Origin of the sequence: Bradyrhizobium sp. LMTR 3 (assembly GCF_001693485.1) — a bacterium.
Taxonomy (GTDB): Bacteria; Pseudomonadota; Alphaproteobacteria; order Rhizobiales; family Xanthobacteraceae; genus Bradyrhizobium.
In genome coordinates this window covers 810,771-826,712 of record NZ_MAXC01000012.1, presented here as the reverse complement: position 1 = coordinate 826,712, position 15,942 = coordinate 810,771, and the positions used below count along the sequence as shown (strand labels likewise).

The window sequence follows — 15,942 nt, the reverse complement described above, 5'->3', positions numbered from 1 at the left end:
TCCGGCGTTCTACGCCAACGCCACGCTATTGCGAACGCGCCAGCGCACGCGGCTCGTGCGAAAGCGGTTGTAGGCTGGCATGTCCGGTATCGGCATTTCCAGCAAGTGCGAGCGATAGGCCGAGATTGTTGCGCAACATCTGATTGCCTGGCGCCGCTGCGAGAGCCTCGCGATATAGCGCTTGCGCCTCATCATGGCGCCCCTCGGCGTCGAGGACCACCCCTTTTGCGTTCATGGCACGCAAATCACCAGGAACTGTAAGCAAGATCTTGTCGACTACCTCAAGTGCTTCGCCTGCGCGTTTCTGTGCCAGAAGTGCCTGCGTAAGCGAGATTGCCGCATCGACATTGTCCGGCTTTTGCTTCAGAGCCTCGCGCAAACTCTCTTCGCCGGAAACTCGGAGAAGGGCGTGTCCAATGCGCTCGCGCATAGCAGGATCGATGTCCTTGGCGCCCAGCAACTCTGGCCGCGGCGTCTCTTGGACGGAGATAGCTTGGTGATCCAAGCTGGCGCAACCACCAAGCGCAAGGGTGGCGAATAAAGCAAGGAGAGTTAAGCCCGAGGGCGGATGGAACGCATATAATCGTGCAGCGAATGTTGTTGTAGGTGAATTCATGCTATCCATCTCATGACCGGATGCTGCACTCTGTTAGCCGTTTGTAGCAAGCCGGTTGCGTTGCTCTACTGTCGGAGCTCTTTCCTTGGGACCTGTAAGCTTGAGCGAACCCACCGGCTGGACCGTGAAATCGGAGGCGAGATCCTGATAAGACAGAACAGGAAGATCGATCCCGTTGCGGGTGAGAAAGCCGCGGACGAAGCGCCGGATATCCAGCGAACTCAGGATGACGGGCTGGCTCTGACCTGGTGGCATGCCTGAATGAATCTGGCGCAGTTGCGACAGCAACATCTCGCTATGCCGGTCCTCCAGCGCGAGGTATGGCCCGACGGTAGTCTCTCGAACCGCACTGCGAATCACATCCTCAGTTTCACGTTCGACGATAAAGGCTGGCAGAACACGGTGAGCGTTGGCATGGCGAAAGCAGATTTGCCGTCTTAGGCCGGAGCGAACATATTCGGTGAGCAGGACGGCGTTTTGCTCGCGTTCGCTCCATTCGGCGAACGCTTCCAAGACCAGCCGGGTGTTACGAATCGGGATGCCCTCGTCGAGCAGGCGACGCAGGACATCGGCGATCCGGGGAACTGGAGTCGTGCGAAGCACTTCCTTCACCAGGTCGGCATATTCCTGCTCCATCCGGGCAAGCAATTGTCGCGTCTCTTGAATGCCTACCAAGCGCTGCGCATATCGCGTCAGTACGGAACTGACGCGCAGGGCGATGATTTCGCTCGGACGGTGATGCCCGATCCCGGCCGCTTTGAGAGCTGGTGCATGGCTCTGTTCGATCCAGATCCGGCCGGTGTCTGGATCTTGCCGATACGGGATGCCACTCAATTCGATGTTCGCTCGGTCATCGGTGAGCGCGAGCTGCGTCGGATCGACTCGATCCCGTTCAACCGGTACCCCTTCCACATCTAGTCTGAACTCGGATTGGGCCAAACGTTGATCGACCTGGACTGGAATGCGGGGAATCGTGATACCAAGATCGGCTGAGACCAGTGCCGAAATGCGAGCGATGTGCTGCTCAACTTCCTCTCTATCAATCGCGTTTACCAGGTTAGGTGCAAAGAAAACCGCGACCGGGAGCGCCTCCGCAGGTATGGTTTGCCTTTGAGCCTGCGCTGGAGTTGAGGTCGGAGCACTAGCGTTGGCGCCCGTCTTGGAGCCCGTATTCGCGCCTTGCACGCCGCCTTTGACATAGCTTGCCCCGGCAAAAAGTGCGGCTAACATGAGAAACGGGGGCAAGGGGAAACCAGGTATCAGCCCCATGAGAAGTAAGACGCCGGCCGCTAGCCGCAATGCCTGGGTACTGGCCGTGAGTTGGTTGATGATATCGGCACCAAGCTTGAGCTTGGAAGGACCATTTACACGTGTGACGATGGTTGCGGCCGTAACGGACAGCAGGAGCGCCGGAATCTGAGAAATCAACGCATCGCCGATGGTGAGCAGCGTATATTGATGCAACGCCTCATCGACGGACATGCCCTTGGAGAGCAGTCCGATGCTGATTCCTCCCAGCATGTTGATGCAGATTACTATGAGGCCGGCAATGGCATCCCCTTTCACGAACTTCATGGCGCCATCCATTGCACCGTGAAGTTGGCTTTCTCGCTCCAGTGAAGCTCGCCGGCTGCGTGCCTCGTGCTGATCGATATGACCGTTGCGTAGCTCCGCGTCGATAGCCATCTGCTTGCCAGGCAGAGCGTCGAGCGTGAATCGTGCCGAGACTTCAGCAACGCGCTCGGCTCCCTTCGCGAGAACCATGAACTGCACCATGGTCACGATCAGAAATATAACAATGCCGACCGCGATGTTCCCTGATATCACGAACTCACCGAAGGTGTGAATGATGCTGCCGGCGTCTCCTTCAGCGAGAATCAGCCGCGTCGTCGCGATGGTCAGCGCCAGACGAAAGACGGTAGAGATCAGGATGACGCCGGGCAGGGACGAGAAATCCAGTGGCGTACTGAGATACAGAGCAACCATCAGCAGCAATACGGCAAAGCCCAGATTGAAGCCGATCAGCATGTCGACCACGACGATCGGCATCGGCATGATCATCATTGCGATTGCCAGAAGCAGCATGAACGCGACCATGAAATCCGGGTGGAATGGCGCGCGCACGATAAGCTTACGAAGAAGGTGTGCCATGGAGACGCTTCTTATTGTTGTTGCGTTGGGGCTGTTCTGCCACGCAAGGACACATAGTCTTGGAAGACTGCCCGCGCCTCGTCCATACGGCCGGCCCGTCGTAGCGCGTGACTGCGGAGAAGCGTCAAAGGCAGACGCGAGGAGGGCTCGTCATCAAGCGTGTCTAATCTATCAAGCACCGCAAGTGCTTCATCGCCAAAGCCCTCCGAAATGAGAGCATAGGTAAGAATGCGAAGCAGGTCGACGTCTTGCGAGTCGTCATGGGCAATGAGCCGCAACAGAGCGAGAGCTCGTGCGCTCTGTCCACACGCAAGGTGGACGAAGGATATTGCGCAGACCAAATCGCGCTCCTGCCCGGAGATTGGCAAGACATCGCCGGTTTTGGAAGCATCGGCCGGCGGCGGTGGACCGGCGAGCTGCGCTCCGCCCGAGTCGATCATGCTAGCTCCCAATCAAGCTGTTCTGGTTCTGCCGGAGCAGGATGAGCCGGCGGAGCTCCTGCTGCAGGGCGTCGGTCCCTTCACGCGCCGAATCCTCCGGTCCGGCCCGTAGCCTATCGGCCAAGCGCTCCAGAAGAACACTATGCTTTTCTGCTCGCAGCACGTCCGGATCACGCAGGCGTGGTGTCACGAAGGAGAGCAGGCCAGTTGCGAGATTGCGGCCATAAAGTGAAGCGAGTGCTGCACGGGGATCGAGCTCAGCTATCCGTACGCGCCTCTCGTTGAGACTGACACGCGAGACGGCATCGATATCGTTGACGTCAAGCGCGGCCTCGATTGGCAGATCCGGCGCCTCGGTATCGGGCCAAACCGACCCGTGCCTCTTCTCGCCATCGCCATCGGTGCCATGGATCTCTAAATTATGGACTTGAAGGACGGCCGGCTTGTTCGCTGGCTCATGGTCGTGGGTGTTGAGCCTTTGCGAAGAGGTGCCAAGTCCGACAGGATGCTGGAGCAACTTGGTCATGACGATCTCCTTTCCTCGGCGGTGGAGCTCTAATAGGGGAGAGCAGCAAGCCGTCCATTCCGGCTGAGCAGTACGCGTCCCGCCTCGATTCGATCAACCGTCCATCCATCATTCAACAGCGCGCCCACGAAGTACTTTTGCCCACCAATAAGAAGATAGGGGTGGGCTCCGCGCCACACCGCCTGGACAGCAATTGAGGAAGGCGGCTTATCCTCCTTCACGGTCACTCCATTTACGAGTGTCAGCGACCCGTTTGTATACTGATCGAACCATTGCTGAACCTCCTGCCATTTACTGACTGTCGCAGGTGTCACTGTGCCCTCGGCGCTGACCACGCCTGGCCCAGGACCGATTTTGATGTTGAGAAGTCCCGCTTTGTTAACCTCCTCTTGCAGCTGTTCGGCGGCCGCATGGAGGGGGCGATCATCAGGACCATTGAGCGTCAGCTTGGGTGGAAGTGCGGCAACAGGGGGCGCATCGGGGCTCAGTGCACCGGCACTGCCGTCAAAGAGGAAGCTGATTGCAAGAGTGGCGATCCCGACGGAGCTCAGCAAGACCAAGGCGGCTGCTATTATCGAGACACGCCACAGGCCGATTGATCCTTGTCCCGAATCCTGTGTGCAGCGAATGGACATCATGCCCGCATGAATGACGGCAGGAAGAGAAATAACAACCCGTTCGCCTACGGCAATATCTCCGTTTCCTTCTATGCTGACTCCGGCTGCTAGGGCCTCGATCTCCATCGAATCGTGCAGGGGCGTGAGACGGAAGTGATTGGGCTCGAGCCCCTGTTCGACGAAGACGATATCGGCATCGAGGCCACTTCCGATAAGGCTCGTTCCGACGGGCGCTTCACCGGTCACCCCGGAATAGAGCCCTGATAGCACTTCGAAATGAACGGAGGCGGGTTCATTCACGGAGAGTCTCCTGAGCAACGAGAAGCCGTACGGCGTTGCCGTACGGCTGGTTCCGAATTCGTCAGGCTGTAGAGCATCCAGCACGCGAAAAGAGCGGCCGCGAGCCCCTCTTGCAGCGCTAACTCACGCGCTCGTCGGCAACCTTCTTTTCGGACGAGAGCTCGGTCGTAATTCTGCGCATCACGATGCTGTTGGCCTGAGCTTGCTTGCTGACACGCTCGAGCTCGGCGAGCTGCGCCGCGAAATCGCCAGCCCCGGTAGCACCGGTTTGCTGATTCGTCGCAACTTCAGACGCAGCGGGGGAACCGCCAACTGGAGAAACCATATCGACTCACCTTTCTGTTTCGAAGTGACTGCTACTGATGACCTGCCTCACGCCTAACCAGCTGGCGTGACGACGGCAGGAAATGAAATCATTACATGCGCGCCTGGTGCGCCATTCAAGAGAGTCAATTCGCCGTTGCCGTAGTTGCACTGGGGGGCGCCTCCTGCGGCAGGGCCATTGTCCTTGGCGACCTTGTCAGCATCAGCCTTCTCAGGCTCCAATTTGTGGATAACCTTCTCGAAAGCTTGGTCGAGTACCCCACCGACAGCGGAACCAATCGCCGCTCCCGACGGTCCACCGAGCCATCCACCAGCCGCGCTTCCGACCATTTCTCCAATCATCGCATTCTCCTGTGTTCATCTCTACTAAGCTCAATCGACGACTCATCGCCTAGAGATCAGCACTCTCATCCTAGGAGGATTACCTTTCGAGAAGCTGACGAGTCTCACAAAGTCCGCGGAATGAGTCGAGGTGGCCCGATTTTTCTCTCGCCGAACAATGTGTCGGTACTCTCGGTTCATTTTGGCCGACGTTGGCGCGCACGCGACACCGCAGGTTTTGCATCTCAAAGGTCAAGTGCTCCGAGTAGTGCTGGAGCGCGCCGCGACAGTGGAGCTGTGCCAGGTGTCGGCCTCAACGAGCATGCCTCCGAGCAGATGACTGCAGGCTGGATCGCCTGGTGCGTCGTAACGCCGTCCACAAGTCCTCGAGATATCGCCGGCCGCGGGGTGCGTCGATACTTGTCAGTCAAAAGTACGCAAGCGGACGGTGTAGCGCCCATTTTCCAGCGAGCAATCAGGCGGATAAAAGGCGACGTGTGCAAGTGCTAGGCCTCGCAACAATGAGCAAAACTAATTTCGAACAGGTGTCTGTTCCGAATATGGCCGGCCACGGCACTTGAAGACCGTCTCGAGCACTCACGCGAGAGGCTCGACCGGTGTCCTTCAGAGAACGTGGTCGCTCGCCGGCCGCGCGTCCAAAGATGTCGTTGTTACGACGCCCAATGAGGAGCGGTTCGTCGCGATCACATGCTTTTAACATTCAGGTGATACGAAAGCTGATGTGCTGGTGGCGATTATCCTATCGTCAGCTTTTCGACAGGTACTCCGGATACACTTCCTGCGACTTGGATACGCTCGACGTGAGCATCCCGATTCCCGAGGGGTAAGGGGGAGAAGTGGTCCGCCGATCAAGGCTGTTGTCACCTGCAACAAGAAGCGCGAGAGCGCCTGCTGCTGGCTGTGACCTGGGATTGGTTTTGAAGGGCCTCGGCGCAACGTGCCAAGTTGATTGTGCGGGTGGTCCTCGCAGTCTGTCGCTTCCTTCAATGCAATAGGAGTGAATGAAAATGCCGTATCTTCCCGTGGTGGGCGGTTTCAATCCGGCGGTAGGGCTCGTGCCTGAAGGCGTGCCCGCCGTTCCAATGTTCAACGTCGCATTGGGGCAGTACGCCGGCGCTGCCGGCGTCCCGGTGGGGGCCGACCAGTACCTGCCGGTAAATAGTCCCGTGATTGTCGCTCCCGCCGTACTCAGTCCAGCCTACGTTGCTCCAACCCTTCTCGCCCCGCCGCCGCCTCCCCAGTTCGCGTCGGTCGCCCAGACCCAAAGCCCGTCGTCCGCAATTGATCCGGTGTGGACGCATGAGGTCCGTGATGGCAAAGCCACGATCCAGCTCGGCGATAAGTATACAATTACGGCGGACGAGAAGGACGGCACCTGGACTGTGCGCAACAACGAGACCGGTCATGTCACGAAGATCCACGGCGATCCTCATGTCGATGCTAATGGAGACGGCAAGGACGACTTTGATTTCAAGAAAGGCATGACCCTGCAGCTCGACGATGGCACGAAGATCACCGTCGATACGGCCGACTTTGGTAACGGTAAGAGCATCTCGTCGAAGCTCACCATCACGAATGGCAGCAACGCCATGGTTGTTGAGGGGCTCGGTGACGACAAGGATGGTGCCAACAATCTTAAGGTGACGCAGTCAAACGTTGGGCTCACTCTCGATGCGCTCACATCAGATGGTTCACAAACGATCCATGAGCAAGGTCAGGGGTGGGTCGACGGCGCCGGGCGCGAGGTGGACCAGGCGAGTATCGATGCTGGTGAAGAGGGGCGCGCCCCAGGCGCCGGCTCTCAGTCCCAGTACACTCCTCAGCCGCTGGCTACTCCATCGTACTACTACTATACTCCAGTTTTCGCTCCTCCTCCCCCGCCTGTGTCGATGACCCCAGTTGCGCTTAACCAGAGCCCGCCACCGAAAACTAATCCGGTGTGGACGCATGAAGTCCATGACGGCAAGGCAACGATTCACCTTGGCGATAAGTATACAATCACCGCCGACGAGAAGGACGGCACCTGGACCGTTCGCAACAACGAAACCGGCCATGTTTCGAAGATTCATGGCGATCCTCATGTCGACGCTAATGGAGACGGCAAGGACGACTTTGATTTCAAGAAAGGCATGACCCTGCAACTCGATGATGGCACGAAGATCACCGTGGATACGGTCGACTACGGCAAAGGAAAGACCATTTCGTCCAAGCTCACCATCACGAATGGCGACAACGCTATGGTTGTCGAGGGCCTCGGTGACGACAAGGATGGTGCCAACAATCTGAAGGTGACGCAGTCCAATGCTGGCCAAACCCTCGATCAGCTGACGTCGGATGGTGCGCAGACGATATATGAGCAAGGTCAAGGGTGGGTCGATAGATCCGGATGGCAGGTCAACCAGGCGAGCATTGACGCCAACGAGCAGGCCGCCGGGTGAGGCAGATCTGAGCACTTCAAAAAGGGAGCGGGCGCTGTCGCCCGCTTTCCCATGCTCCTCAGCGCGAGCGGGCAGGCGCCTCGCTTGGGGTACCCATGTTTCATGCGCGCTTTCACGTTTTCGATGATCTGGCTGTCATATCTCTGCCGGTACATTCTGCAACGAAGGCATGACTGGAGGAGTGGGGACGTCTCGTCCGGCGAGAGCTGGTCCAACCTAAAATCGACGTTGCACAGCTTCTGCCAGTAGTTCCATTGTAAGGTCGATTGATTGACAAGAGGGACACGCCTCGGCGGCCGGGTGCGTCATGGCGGCGAACACCACGCGGCAGGAATGCGCGATTTTATCGAGTTTACAGCCAAGAGCGACGCGCCGAGTCGTTAGGCGCGTTTCAGCCCCCATGCAGCGCGCGAGGAGATGAAGATCCTGTTCGATCTCTCACCCGTATAAGACACCTTATGACGTGCAAGTTTGTAAATGCGCGATTGCCTGACGCGAGGCGCGTCCGTTCGATATGTGAACCAGACGTCTTGGGCTACCGAGATATGGATGACCGGAGTGCCCGGAGCGACAAGAACCCTAAGGACTGTCACGCCGACCTTGCCGCAACCGATCTGAACGACCAGGCACCATTGAGGTGCGCATCCTCCAGCTGCGGAGAAGCTCCTCTCCTTCCTCTCTCCCACCGTTGTTTGGATAAACCGTTCGCCGCTCGTTGGCGGGGCCGATTCAAACATCCTCCTCTGTGTCGTCCATGGCAGAGTCTAGATCGGCCTGCGCATCGCTGACGATTCGCATTGCCATCATGCCAAGAGCCGTTTCGAAAGCTTTGCGTTGTTGCGCGGCTTGTGAGTTGGCCTCTTCGGGCCCCTCGGTTCCATCAAAAGTCGCGCCGTTATTGCTTCCCGTTGCTCCGATATCGGGTGCACCTGCGTTCATGTTCGTAACACCGCCTGTAGATAACTCGCTCTCTCATCCTAGCAACATTAGCTTTCGAGAAGCTGACGAGGCTCAGTGTGTTTCATGATGAGCCTTGGAGACCGCATCTAGCTTCCGTCAGGTGCGCGTCGGGGTCTGCCAAAGAAGAGCTAGTGCTGGCCAGAGAAGAGTTTTGAGGTGGGGCAAGACGGTCTCGGCGGACGCTAGCACGGCGGAAATCCTTTTCATTAGAGGAGCTCCTTCCGGACGGCAGCTCTCGGCGTGGCCAGGAGGGGGCGTCCGACTTGGCTGAGGCGCTCAAGCACCTACGTAAGTTGTGGGGAAGAAGACGATGGAGGCCGACACGCTGCGTGAACCCGTGGAGCACGGTCGAGCAAAGAATGAAGGCACGCTCGTCATCATTGCCGGGGACAGCCAATAGGTTTGTGATGCAGAGGAGGCTGAACGTGAAATCCTCGATGGATGCGAGCACCTGATTCGCAGGTCGCTGAAGTAGCACTTGAACGGCGCAGCGGCCGATGCTGGAGGGCGAGCTGATTGAACTCAAGGTGCGGTGCGAGGACCAGGACAAGCGGTGCATCAATTCGCCGGGTCTGAAACCTTCCACATGATCTTCTTGTCGCGAATCCGCTAGGACCAAAGCTCGTAGCGTCAAAGCGCGCGGCGCCGCGACAGGCTTTTGGATGTTTTTTGGGCGGGCGCCAGCTGCGGCCGGGAAACGGTGGAGCAGTGCCTCTGGCGCGAGATCAGGCCTGCCGCATGTGGCGTCGCGGGATTTAGACGAACGCGAGGCGGCGAGTTGTCGTGGGTTTTCGTGTGCAACGTCGCGTTCGCAACATGTTGGCAGATACCAAACAAATGCGGCTTTAGATTTCGGAGAGAAAGCAGGCGAAGCGCTTCGTTTTCGTCCAGCTGCCTGCGCGGCGGCCTGTGCGCGGAAGCATCAGGCGATTGGCCCGGCTTTTGCTCCCTTGTTTGCCAACGGCGTGCGGCGCCCCTGCTTTGTCGGGATCGTCCGCTGCAGAATGTGGATCTCGATGCGACCAAAGGCGATGGCATGAAGAATTGGAGTTCCGTGACAACCAAGGTGCTAGGCACGGCCCCTGTTGCTATGGCCTTAATGGCGCGCACCGCGCTGGCGGTCGAAAACAAAGTCGAATACAAAAAGGACAATAGCAGCAATCCTAGCCTCCGGAACGGTCCTGAAAACAGGAGCGTGCTTGCCCAGACCACAATCACCTCGGAACGACCAGCAACCTTCACGCTTCAGAACGGCCTGCAGGTGGTGGTGATCCCCGATCATCGTACGCCGGTCGTCACGCAGATGATATGGTATAAGGTCGGCTCCGCCGACGAGGCGCCGGGCAAATCGGGGCTTGCGCATTTCTTCGAACACCTGATGTTCAAGGGCACAGCCAAGCATCCGCCCGGCGAATTCGCCCAGACCGTGCTGCGCGTCGGCGGCAACCAGAACGCCTTCACCGGGATGGACTACACCAGCTATTACCAACGCGTGCCGCGCGAGCAGCTCGGTAAGATGATGGAATTTGAGGCCGACCGCATGACCGGTCTCGTTCTCCAAGATGAGAACGTGCTGTCCGAACGCGATGTTGTGCTCGAAGAATTCAACATGCGCGTCGCCAACGATCCCGATGCGCGGCTCACCGAGCAGATGATGGCGGCGCTTTACCTCAACCACCCCTACGGCCGCCCCATTATCGGCTGGCGGCAGGAGATCGAAAAGCTCGACCGCGAGGACGCACTCGCCTTCTACAAGCGCTTCTACGCGCCGAACAACGCGATCCTGATCATCGCCGGCGATGTCGATCCAAAGGAAATCCGCCCGATGGTGGAAAAGAATTTTGGCGACATTCCTGCGCAACCCGCGATCCCCGCGAAGCGCGTGCGGCCACAGGAGCCGACGCCCGAGGCACCCCGCACCGTGACGCTCTCCGATCCCCGCGTCGAGCAGCCCACCTGGCGTCGCTATTATCTCGTGCCATCGGTTTCCACAGCGGCCGCCGGCGAGAGCCCTGCGCTCAACGTGCTCGCGCAAGTGATGGGCGGCGGCACCAATTCCTATCTCTACCGTGTGCTGGTGATCGACAAGCAGCTCGCCATCAGCACTGGCGCGAGCTACCAGGGCACCTTGCTCGATCCCTCGCAATTCGTGATTTCAGCCACGCCGAAACCCGGCGTCCACTTCGCCGAGATCGAGAACGCGATCGACGAGGTGATCGCCGAACTCGCGCAAAATCTCGCGCGCGCCGAGGATCTCGAGCGCGTCAAGACCAAGCTGATTGCGCAAGCGATCTACGCTCAGGACGATCAGGTAATGCTTGCGATCCTGTATGGCCGCGGGCTCACGACGGGGCTCAGAGTTGAGGATATCCGAAGTTGGCCTGACCGCATTCGCGCCGTCACGGCCGAGCAGGTGCGCAAGGCCGCGCAGCAATGGCTCGACAAGAAACGTTCGGTAACGGGCTATCTGATCAAGGATTCTGCGTCCAAACGCGAGGAGAAGCGATCGTGACCTATTCCTTCACACGCCGTGCCGTCCTCGGTGGGGCCTCGCTCGCGATAGCCACGCTCGGCTCTGCACCATCGCTTGCTGTGACCAGGATTCAGCGCCTGGTCTCGCCCGGCGGTATCGAAGCCTGGTTCGTGCAGGACGCCACCGTTCCGCTGATCGCGATGGAATATGCCTTCGCCGGCGGAGCGACCCAGGACCCCACAGATAAGCCCGGCGTCGGCCACATGGTTGCCAGCCTGCTCGATGAAGGGGCCGGCGATCTCGACTTCGAGACCTTTCACGAGCGGCTCGACCGCCGCGCCATTGAGCTGAGCTTTACCTCGAGGCGCGATCAGTTCCGCGGCTCTTTGCGCACGCTTAAGGACAACAAGGACGAGGCTTTCGATTTGCTGCGGATGGCGCTGACCTCGCCGCATTTCGATGCGCCCGATGTAGAACGGATCCGTGCCGCGGTGCTCGCGAACCTTCGGCGTGACTCCACCGATCCTTCAATGCTCGCCAATCGCAAATTCCTCGAAGTCGCTTTCGACGATCATCCATATGCCCGCCAGGCCGGAGGCACCGTCGAGAGCGTGCCGAAAATCGACGTCGCCGATTTGAAGGACTATGTCCGCCGCGTGATCGCCAAGGACACGCTCAAGATCGCGGTGGTGGGTGACGTCGATCCAGAGACGCTTGGCAGACTGCTCGACAAGACGTTTGGTTGCCTGCCGGCCAAGGCGGAGTTGACAGAGGTAGCCGATGTGGTCGCGGCAAAGGCGCCGCAGTGCGTCTTCATTCCGCTCGACGTGCCGCAAACGGTGGTGACCTTCGGCGGTGCTGGCGTCCGCCGCAACGAGCCGGATTTCATGGCCGCCTATGTCGTCAACCAAATTCTCGGTGGCAGCGGGCTGTCGTCGCGGCTATTCCGCGAAGTCCGCGAGAAGCGCGGGCTAGCCTATTCCGTCCATGAGACGCTCTTGTGGATGGATCATTCCGCCGTGTTTGTCGGCAATACCGGCACCCGGGCCGATCGCGCCAGCGAGACGGTCGAGGAGGTCGAGAAGCAGGTCCGCCGCATGGCCGAGGAAGGCCCGACCCAGCAGGAACTCGATGACGCCAAGTCGTACCTGAAGGGCTCGCAGATGCTGGCGCTCGATACCTCGTCAAACCTTGCGCGGGCGCTGCTGCAGTATCAGCTCGACAAGCTGCCGATCGATTATATCGAGAAGCATAGCGCGCTCGTCGATGCGGTGACGCTGGAGGATGCCGGGAAGGCAGCGCAGCGGCTGTGGGGCCAGAGTCTGCTCACCGTCATCGTCGGCCGCTCCCCACTGGCCGCAGCCCGGTCGACCACCGCGCCATCGGCCACTACGCCGCCGCCAGAGGCAGTACAGCCAGGCGCCGCGCCATCAGCCGCAACGCCGGCAACACCCAATTAACTTTGTGCTCGCGAGGTGACATGCGACTTGAGCTTCTTTTTGGCGGCCGCGACAGTTGCGGTCGTGGCAAGCGGTGCCGTCAATGCGACGGATCTCGGGCCGGCAGTAAAGATCCGACCAGCACTGTGGAGCCGGACGAGAGGATATATCGGCAGGCACGTCGGAGGCGGCGACGGCCGGTGATCGTTTAGTGATCCTTATGTCGGTCGATTTACGGTGAGTCGTCGATACCCCTGTGTTCCTGGCTGGAGGTCAGATCGGCCAAAACTGGCAGAGAGAGCACTGCGTTTTTTGGCTCGCATTGGATACCGGGGGCGCTGCCTCGGACGGTACAACCCTGTCTTGCCGTTTCCGGCATTGTCGTGAGCGCAAAACTCAAAGCAGTTCTCGACGTCTTCGTCATCGGGCCCTGCGTTGGCCCGCACGGCCACACGCTGGCCTGTTTCAAGGCACGGTTGGGTTGGGTCGCGGCGATGTCGTCAAAGCAACGAATTCTTGCCGTGCGCCAAACGAGGTCACTCATTTCGACAATGGTCGTGTCGGCGCCAAACTCCGCGCATCGAGCAACTGCTCACGCCGGCATGGTCGGTTAAATTCGAGCCGCCATCTGAGGTTCGAGGGAAAAGCACAGCATGGAATGATGAGGCACGTTCCTGCAGGCCCATACAAGTTAGACCGAAGATGCTCGCTCATCGCTCTAAGCTTCGCACGGCTGAGACGACGATACAGTGACGTGGGCACGGATCCTGCGGCTAGGTCGTGTGGACTCTTGGTATTCCGTTGAGCCGCCAATGCCTGACCAATTCTCTGAAAGGGCGCATAACTAATGGATTGAGTACACTCATCTTGGCGGGAGGCCAAGATGGCCAAGATAGTCGACGCCGGCCAGAAAGGACGTCGCCAAGTGCACCTGCCGTCGGCGACGCCGCGAAGGTCTGCTGGCGGCGCGAGTATGTCCCCGCCGCGAGGCTATGGAATGCCTACCCGGTGGGCGCGTCGCCGTGCGATTGTCTAGGCCAAAGGCCTGCGTCCAGCGACGGTTTGATACGAACAACCCCCTCTTGTCGAAATTCGGCTGTGTGGGGCATACCCAGCATAGTGAAAGTTGTGGTCCGGGAGGTATTGCTAGGCAAGAGGCCGGCCCTCCTTAGTATGTTGATCTGGGCATCCGAAGCCGTATGGGGAAAGAAGACCCAGTGGTCGGCTATGAGACGCTCGTTTCCGGGAATGAAATTTGTGAGTTCCAACAGCGCAGCCCCGGCGGACGAGGAGGGCCCGGCTTGCGAAGGCCCGGCCTGAGACGGTCCAGCTTGCGATGGCCCGGCTTCCACATTCTGCCAAATCAGATCAGGATCAAACTCTGGGAGTTCCGCGATGGCTTGGGCAATCGGCTGCTGCGAGCCGGGCTGCGGAGAGCTTTCTCTGGCGGCCACCAGTGGCCCCGGGGAGGGCGCAGCCGGCGCATATAGATCATCGTCCCAATCCAACAGTGATGAATAGGGATGCCCCGACTCCAAATATTGCGAATAGGGATGCCCGGCGTCCAGATATGGCGAGTAGGCTTCGCCCTGCTGCACGGGAGACCCCGCAGCAGGTGGCGGAGCACTATCTTCGAACTCGCGCAGCTGGTGCTCAAAGCTCGCTGGGCCCGCGGCCGGTGATGGTGAATCGGGCTGCGGGCTCGTGTTCGTTGGGCTGATTGAGTTGAAATCCATCCTGTTCCTCCTTTGAAAGTTTGGCTCGAGCCCTAGTTCGACGAAGGCCATTTGCATTGCGACCTCCAGAGAACCGTTTCGAAGGCTCGTGTGGAGTGCAGCCTCCGAGCTACCGGCAGAGCATCGGGTGCCCGACGTGCATCTCCATTACGATGGATAGGCGGCATCGCCGTCGAGACATCCGCTCTCTCATGCTAAGAGAGTGAGCTTTCGAGAAGCTGACGAGCGTCAAAAGGATTCGCAATGAGCCAATGGAGACGGCATTGACCTCCGCCGAAAGCTGCCGCGCATTCTAATTCATCTCTGGCCTGGCGCAGGCTCGCGCACGATGCTGTCCTGACGCGGCGCGTCGGAAGAATAGGGAGCTTCCGGTCGTCCATCGCGAACGACCGTGGTTGAGGAGCCACGAAATAACTTCAGGACCGATTCCCGCGGCTGCTTTTCGACGGCAGCGTGCGGCCGCGTCTGCGCCTCCGCTACAAGGCCGTTGAGCGTCTGGTCCAAGAGCGCGATGAAACGTGGTGGACCAGAAACCAGGACGAGGCCATCTCCTGGTGCCGGTCTCACAAGATAGCGCTCGTCGGAGATGTTGAGTGCATCGAGCGTCGCTTTGAACGCATCGAAGCTGATCGGCTTCAACACAAGCAGACGACTTTGCGCCTCATTTGCAGCAGATACATACAGCACGAGCCCATCGTAGTACCATTGAAGATTGTAGAGATTGGTCAAACGATCGAGGAACTCGCGTGCTGGCAGATCTGGCATGCGCCCGCGAATCCGACCCTTCACCTCGGCGCTTACGTTTATTCTGATATTGAGGTTGTTACCGAATTCCAGCAGTGCGGCAGACAGGTCCTGATCCAGAACCGTGTAGCTATAAGGTGCCGAAGGCAGCGAGAGCGGAGCCCCAAATGCCGTGAGTACCCCGGTGCAAAGGAAAACTCCTGCGCCCGCAACTCGGTTCAAAATGTTCAGGATCGTGCGTCGGCTTAGCATTCCCAAAGTCCCTTCGGCCTGAGAACAACTATTAAGAGTTCGCCTAAATTGGAAGCCAAACGTGATCTTTAAATAGCCTTATGGCTCGCGCGTTCGTCAGCTTGCGGTCAGCTCGCCTCGTTACGGTATGGATCATCATTCTTAACAACGGCGTGTCTCATCGGCGCCAAACCAATGACACCTTCGATCATGCTAGGCGCTACGCCGATCTCTCTGAACCCTGCCGACGGTCTATCCGGGCTCTGCCAGCCGGCAGCCATCGGACAGCAGAGCCAGTTTCAGTAGACTTTTGTTCAGCTGGCGTGGCTTCGATTCAAGACGCTGCCTCCTCAGTCGTAGATAGATCGGCATTGATTCTGCCAGTATCGGAAGTTCACCATTGCAATAATACAGGCGAGTCCGGTGGGCGAGCGCGTCTTCCAGACACTCTCTCTCTGCAATATATCGGAGCAATACAGGTCCATCTGTCGGCAGATGTGCTCGCCTGGGATGGTTCGGACCGAGTGATACCAGCCAGTTTTGCCCAAAGCCGCCATCAGCATCGGCGCGCTAAAGATGCGCCGATGGTGCGTCCAAGGACGTGA

General features: G+C 58.9%; 11 protein-coding genes. 3 read left to right on the top strand and 8 right to left on the bottom strand.

What is annotated here, in order from left to right; genetic code table 11:
* Nucleotides 1–25: 25 nt before the first annotated feature.
* From LMTR3_RS13350 to LMTR3_RS13320, 6 genes are all read right to left on the bottom strand, one after another.
* Nucleotides 26–616: a tetratricopeptide repeat protein gene (locus LMTR3_RS13350; protein WP_065745669.1), complete on the bottom strand. Its 591-nt coding sequence runs from the start codon at nucleotides 614–616 to the stop codon at nucleotides 26–28.
* 33 nt (nucleotides 617–649) lie between these two features.
* On the bottom strand, nucleotides 650–2,767 hold the full coding sequence (sctV, locus tag LMTR3_RS13345) for a type III secretion system export apparatus subunit SctV (protein ID WP_065745436.1): 2,118 nt from the start codon (nucleotides 2,765–2,767) through the stop codon (nucleotides 650–652).
* 11 nt (nucleotides 2,768–2,778) lie between these two features.
* Nucleotides 2,779–3,207, bottom strand: a complete 429-nt coding sequence (locus tag LMTR3_RS13340; RefSeq protein ID WP_065745435.1) for a tetratricopeptide repeat protein — start codon at nucleotides 3,205–3,207, stop codon at nucleotides 2,779–2,781.
* A 1-nt stretch (nucleotide 3,208) separates the two neighbouring features.
* Nucleotides 3,209–3,733, bottom strand: a complete 525-nt coding sequence (locus LMTR3_RS13335; RefSeq protein WP_065745434.1) for a hypothetical protein — start codon at nucleotides 3,731–3,733, stop codon at nucleotides 3,209–3,211.
* 29 nt (nucleotides 3,734–3,762) lie between these two features.
* Complete coding sequence (locus LMTR3_RS13330) at nucleotides 3,763–4,650, bottom strand: SctD/MshK family protein (protein ID WP_065745668.1); 888 nt, start codon at nucleotides 4,648–4,650, stop codon at nucleotides 3,763–3,765.
* A gap of 378 nt (nucleotides 4,651–5,028) precedes the next feature.
* The gene (locus tag LMTR3_RS13320) at nucleotides 5,029–5,316 is read right to left on the bottom strand and encodes a hypothetical protein (protein WP_065745433.1); all 288 of its coding nucleotides are present in this window, start codon (nucleotides 5,314–5,316) and stop codon (nucleotides 5,029–5,031) included.
* A 1,007-nt stretch (nucleotides 5,317–6,323) separates the two neighbouring features.
* On the opposite strand from LMTR3_RS13320, the gene LMTR3_RS13315 reads away from it, so the two are divergent.
* Nucleotides 6,324–7,754: a DUF1521 domain-containing protein gene (locus tag LMTR3_RS13315; RefSeq protein WP_065745667.1), complete on the top strand. Its 1,431-nt coding sequence runs from the start codon at nucleotides 6,324–6,326 to the stop codon at nucleotides 7,752–7,754.
* A gap of 729 nt (nucleotides 7,755–8,483) precedes the next feature.
* Here LMTR3_RS13315 and LMTR3_RS13310 read toward each other — a convergent pair.
* Entirely contained in the window at nucleotides 8,484–8,693 is a 210-nt protein-coding gene (locus LMTR3_RS13310) for a hypothetical protein (RefSeq protein ID WP_065745432.1), read from the bottom strand.
* A 1,120-nt stretch (nucleotides 8,694–9,813) separates the two neighbouring features.
* Between LMTR3_RS13310 and LMTR3_RS13305 the strand changes: the two genes are divergently transcribed.
* Both LMTR3_RS13305 and LMTR3_RS13300 read left to right on the top strand, forming a co-directional pair.
* Nucleotides 9,814–11,226, top strand: coding sequence for a M16 family metallopeptidase (locus LMTR3_RS13305; RefSeq protein WP_176721901.1), 1,413 nt, complete (start codon nucleotides 9,814–9,816; stop codon nucleotides 11,224–11,226).
* Nucleotides 11,223–12,647: a M16 family metallopeptidase gene (locus tag LMTR3_RS13300; protein ID WP_065745431.1), complete on the top strand. Its 1,425-nt coding sequence runs from the start codon at nucleotides 11,223–11,225 to the stop codon at nucleotides 12,645–12,647. Before LMTR3_RS13305 ends, LMTR3_RS13300 begins: the two co-directional genes overlap by 4 nt.
* A gap of 2,012 nt (nucleotides 12,648–14,659) precedes the next feature.
* Here the strand turns inward: LMTR3_RS13300 and LMTR3_RS13290 are convergent.
* Nucleotides 14,660–15,358 carry a secretin N-terminal domain-containing protein gene (locus tag LMTR3_RS13290; RefSeq protein ID WP_141686575.1) on the bottom strand — a complete coding sequence of 233 codons (699 nt, stop codon included), beginning with the start codon at nucleotides 15,356–15,358 and terminating at the stop codon, nucleotides 14,660–14,662.
* Between the last annotated feature and the right edge of the window lie 584 nt (nucleotides 15,359–15,942).

Excerpts from the sequence above, each read along its gene's own strand:
- LMTR3_RS13350 (WP_065745669.1), bottom strand. The coding sequence starts at position 616 with ATGAATTCACCTACAACAACATTCGCTGCACGATTATATGCGTTCCAT.
- sctV (WP_065745436.1), bottom strand. The coding sequence starts at position 2,767 with ATGGCACACCTTCTTCGTAAGCTTATCGTGCGCGCGCCATTCCACCCG.
- LMTR3_RS13340 (WP_065745435.1), bottom strand. The coding sequence starts at position 3,207 with ATGATCGACTCGGGCGGAGCGCAGCTCGCCGGTCCACCGCCGCCGGCC.
- LMTR3_RS13335 (WP_065745434.1), bottom strand. The coding sequence starts at position 3,733 with ATGACCAAGTTGCTCCAGCATCCTGTCGGACTTGGCACCTCTTCGCAA.
- LMTR3_RS13320 (WP_065745433.1), bottom strand. The coding sequence starts at position 5,316 with ATGATTGGAGAAATGGTCGGAAGCGCGGCTGGTGGATGGCTCGGTGGA.
- LMTR3_RS13315 (WP_065745667.1), top strand. The coding sequence starts at position 6,324 with ATGCCGTATCTTCCCGTGGTGGGCGGTTTCAATCCGGCGGTAGGGCTC.
- LMTR3_RS13310 (WP_065745432.1), bottom strand. The coding sequence starts at position 8,693 with ATGAACGCAGGTGCACCCGATATCGGAGCAACGGGAAGCAATAACGGC.
- LMTR3_RS13305 (WP_176721901.1), top strand. The coding sequence starts at position 9,814 with ATGGCGCGCACCGCGCTGGCGGTCGAAAACAAAGTCGAATACAAAAAG.
- LMTR3_RS13290 (WP_141686575.1), bottom strand. The coding sequence starts at position 15,358 with ATGCTAAGCCGACGCACGATCCTGAACATTTTGAACCGAGTTGCGGGC.